The organism is Lujinxingia sediminis, from assembly GCF_004005565.1.
Lineage (GTDB): Bacteria > Myxococcota_A > Bradymonadia > Bradymonadales > Bradymonadaceae > Lujinxingia > Lujinxingia sediminis.
Genome location: NZ_SADD01000030.1, coordinates 1 through 3,816, shown reverse-complemented (window position 1 = coordinate 3,816; position 3,816 = coordinate 1). Strand labels below are relative to the sequence as shown.

Annotated in this window: 3 protein-coding genes and 1 riboswitch; of the genes, 2 read left to right on the top strand and 1 reads right to left on the bottom strand. The window is 65.6% G+C overall.

Annotated elements, in window-relative coordinates:
- The first annotated feature begins 388 nt into the window (after positions 1-388).
- A riboswitch (TPP riboswitch) is annotated at positions 389-489 on the top strand.
- 101 nt (positions 490-590) lie between these two features.
- Together EA187_RS20120 and EA187_RS20115 are read left to right on the top strand one after the other, a co-directional pair.
- Entirely contained in the window at positions 591-1,322 is a 732-nt protein-coding gene (locus EA187_RS20120; RefSeq protein ID WP_127781474.1) for a class I SAM-dependent methyltransferase, read from the top strand.
- On the top strand, positions 1,319-1,957 hold the full coding sequence (locus tag EA187_RS20115; RefSeq protein WP_127781473.1) for a TenA family protein: 639 nt from the start codon (positions 1,319-1,321) through the stop codon (positions 1,955-1,957). Before EA187_RS20120 ends, EA187_RS20115 begins: the two co-directional genes overlap by 4 nt.
- Before the next feature lie 791 nt (positions 1,958-2,748).
- On the opposite strand, the gene EA187_RS20110 is transcribed toward EA187_RS20115, so the two are convergent.
- Positions 2,749-3,555 carry a hypothetical protein gene (locus tag EA187_RS20110; RefSeq protein WP_127781472.1) on the bottom strand — a complete coding sequence of 269 codons (807 nt, stop codon included), beginning with the start codon at positions 3,553-3,555 and terminating at the stop codon, positions 2,749-2,751.
- Positions 3,556-3,816 lie beyond the last annotated feature (261 nt).

Genomic DNA, 3,816 nt, shown 5'->3' with positions numbered 1-3,816 from the left:
CCAGGAGGTTGCATTCAGCGATTGGCTTTGAATCTCCCAATCGCTACGAAGAGAAGATGGCCCGCGCCGCGCTAGGTCAGGCGGCATGAATTAAGAGATGACTGTCCAGGAAAGCGGGGCAACTTCAGCGCCCACAAATCGCCCGACATCGCAAACCCCGGCGCCCCAAAACCACACAACCACACAACCACACAACCACAACCCGCGAACCGCCAGCGTCGTCCCGGGGCGCTCGGCACCGAGCGCATCCAGGGCGACGCCTGGCAAGGAGCAAGGAGGAAGCTGTGGCAGCGCCACCGCGACGACGCAGCGACACAGCCAGCGTCGTCCTGGGGCGCTCGGCAGGGTGCCATCTTGACCACCCCTCCCCCCCGATGATAGCGCTCACGGTTCGAGCTGGGAGTGTTCGCGCAGCGTTGCGCGAGCTGAGAGATATCCCTTGAACCTGAACCGGATCATGCCGGCGTAGGAAAGCTCAACACGACGTCGGCATCTGGCCCCCCCTTCACGCCCTTTCGAGGCGTAGGGAGCCCGGTGTTTCGTTGCTTGTGCGCCCCTCGCCATTGGTCCGCCTCTCTGTGGAGTGCCCCATGACGAGCGACGCCAACGGTTTTGACCTCTTCGCCAACGACTACGACGCCTGGTTCTCCGAAAATCAGCCCCTTCTGGAGAGCGAGGTCCGCCTGCTCGCCCACCTCTGGCCCGAGCCCAAACCCGAGCGGGTGCTCTCGGTGGGGTGCGGCACCGGGCTCTTTGAGGCTGTGCTCAAGCGCGACTTTGACATCGTCGTGACCGACGGCATCGAGCCCGCCGAGGGCATGGCCGCCATCGCGCGGACCCGGGGTATGGAGGTCGCCATCGGCACCGCCGAAGATGGGGATTTCGGCGAGGGCCTCTTTGATATGCTGGTGTTCAACGGGTCGAGCTCCTACGTCAGCGATCTGAAGGGGGTTTTTGAGCGCGCCTTCCACGCGCTGCGCCCCGGGGGCTACGTGATGGTCATCGACGTGCCGCGCGAGAGCAGCTTTGGGATTCTCTACTGCCTGGCCGCAGCGCTCGACACCTGGGATCACCCGCTGATGGCCGGCGTGGCACCGAAGAGCCCCTACCCGATGCCCTTTGTGCGCGCGGCCAACTGGCATACCACCGCCGAGCGCATCGACGCTCTGGAGGCCGCCGGGTTTGTCGTCGAAAACACAGCCCAGACCCTGACGACCCACCCGGTGCGCGCCGGCGAAGAGGTCGAATTTCCCCGCGACGGCCATGATTCCGGCGACTACGTCGGGGTGCTTGCCCGCAAAACGAAGCGGGGGCACGCATGAGCCTGGCCCATCATCTGCGCCGGCAAAACGACGCGCTTTTTGAGGCGGCCCGGGCCCATCCCTTCGTGCGCGGGATCGGCGATGGCAGCCTGCCGCTCGAGACCTTCAAGCGCTGGATCACCCAGGACTGGCTCTACCTCCAGGGCTACGTCGTGGCGCTGGATACCGCGAGCCGGCTGGCGCCGACGGCCTCCTCCCGCGCCTTCTGGGGGGAGCTCGCCCGAGTGACCCGGGAGGAGGAGCTGGAGCTGCACCGCGCTCTGGCGACGCGTTTTGGCCTGAGTTTTAAGACCCTCGATGAGAGCGCGCCTTTTGAGGCGACCACCTCCTACCTGGGGACCCTGAACGACGCTCAATCGAGCTACCCGGCCCTGGTCGCCACGTTGACCCCCTGCGCGGTGGGCTACGCCGAGATCGCCCGAGAGCTCGCCGCCCAGCACGCTCGCCGGCCGCCGGAGTACGACGCCTGGATCCAGACCTACACCGACGCGGCCTTTCAGCAGACGGTGCAGGTCTTTGAGGCGGAGCTCGATCGGTGCGCGGCGGTGGAGGGTGATCTGGGGGGGATCGAAGCCGCCTATAGAGATGCCGCGCGGTGCGAGTTGGCGTTTTGGGAGGGGTTGTGGCGGGGGTAATTCGGGGGTTGGGCTTGTAGCTCGGGCTCGGGCTCGATCTCGATCTCGATCTCGATCTCGATCTCGGGCTCGGGCTCGGGCTCGGGCTCGGGCTCGGGCTCGGGCTGGTTCTCGAACCCGCATCCCCCCCCAACGCCCTCACAAATCGACAACCCCCGCAAACCCCGGCGCCCCTCAACCACACAACCACACAACCACACAACCACAACTCGCCCCCCCCCAACGCCCTCACAAACCTCCCCACATCGCAAACCCCGGCGCCCCTCAACCACACAACCACCCGACCACCCGACCACAAAATGCGTCCCCCCGACCCAACGTTTCCCTCCCAACCCGGAACCTTCCGCCTCTCCGGCGCTCCTCGATCAAAATAAGACGGAACCTTCCGCCTCTCCGGCGCTCCTCGATCAAAATAAGACGGAACCTTCCGCCCTTCGCGTGCTCCCCGATTAAAAAAAGGCGGAACCTTCCGCCCTTCGCGTGCTCCTCGATCAAAAAAAGGCGGAACCTTCCGCCCTTTTTGCAAACGCGTTTCAAAATCGAGCGGAAGGAGCCGCCTACCCGGTGAAAATTTTCGCTCAAGGGCCAGCTCCTTCCGCACCCCGGGTGAAAATTTTCGCTCAAGGGCCAGCTCCTTCCGCCCCCCGGGTGAAAATTTTCGCTCAAGGGCCAGCTCCCTCCGCCCCGCGGCGAGCGAAACTGCCCGGGCACAAAAACCTCCTTCGTCCCCGAGCGGGTCGAAGGAGGTTTTTATGTGTGAACAGCCCATGTATGCAGGCCGGGGTTTGGCGTCAGGGGACGTCGACCACCGCGGGGCTCTCCGGCTCCACCACCTCCCCATCACCGCCCTCGCCGGCGTCCCCACCAGCCTCAGCTCGCCGACGCGCCAGCGTCGCCTTGCGGTCGGCGTCCTTGAGGTTGGCGAGCAGAATATGCTGCTCGCGCTGATCGAGGTCGGTAAACGCGACCATCTGCACAAAAGCGTGCATGGCCTGCACCCAGAAGATGCGCCCGTCTCGCACCTCGGCCGCCGAGACGGCGTCGTCGCTATCGTCCACCACCATCAGGGCGCGCTCGGCCTCGTACGTGCCGATCTGGCGGGCGACCTCCAGCCAGTCCAGCGTCTCGTCGAGGAGCGTGCGCCCCCCGAGCTGAATCTGACTCTGGCGAGCGCGCTCGGCCTGCCCCAGACGCTCAGCGATCTGCGCGGCGGTACCGGCCTGCTCGCGGTAGCTGCGCTGGCTGATCGCCAGCCCCAGGGGAAACATCACCTCGAGCAGGTCCTGGTACTCAAGCGCCTCCTCGGAGCTCTCCGCCAGATCGGCGCAGGCCTCAATCACCCGGTAAATCCCCCGCGCCTTTCGATCATGGCGCGCATCAAGCTCCGTGAGCTTCGCGGTCAACTCCCGGGCGCGCTTCTCGTTGGAGCCCGCCCGCTTCGTCACCGTCACAAGGCGCTCATGGGCCTGCTCCAGCACCAGCACCGATCCGGCCAACACCGGCGTCGCCTGAAGAATCGCAAACGCCTGCCCGGCCGGGTCGAGCAGCACACCGCTGATCGTCACCATCTCCTGGGCCGCCAAATCTCGAAGGTTCATCGCATCCACCTCATTTCAAAGGCTCCGGCGCAGATCGGACGCCCCCGCCAATTGGGAGCGCCCCCACGGACTTCCGTGCTCGCATCCAGAGCAGAGAAATCGTCGGGTGTGAGCTGAGACAGCGGCAACCGGCTCCCCCGGGCCCTCAACCACGTTTTGGACGATGGAAGGATTTTTGTGTGTGGGGGTGGGGGGTGTCAAGGGGGGGAGTGGGGGTGTGCGGCGTTACGAGGGCGTGCGGGCGTTGGCGGGCTCTCGGTG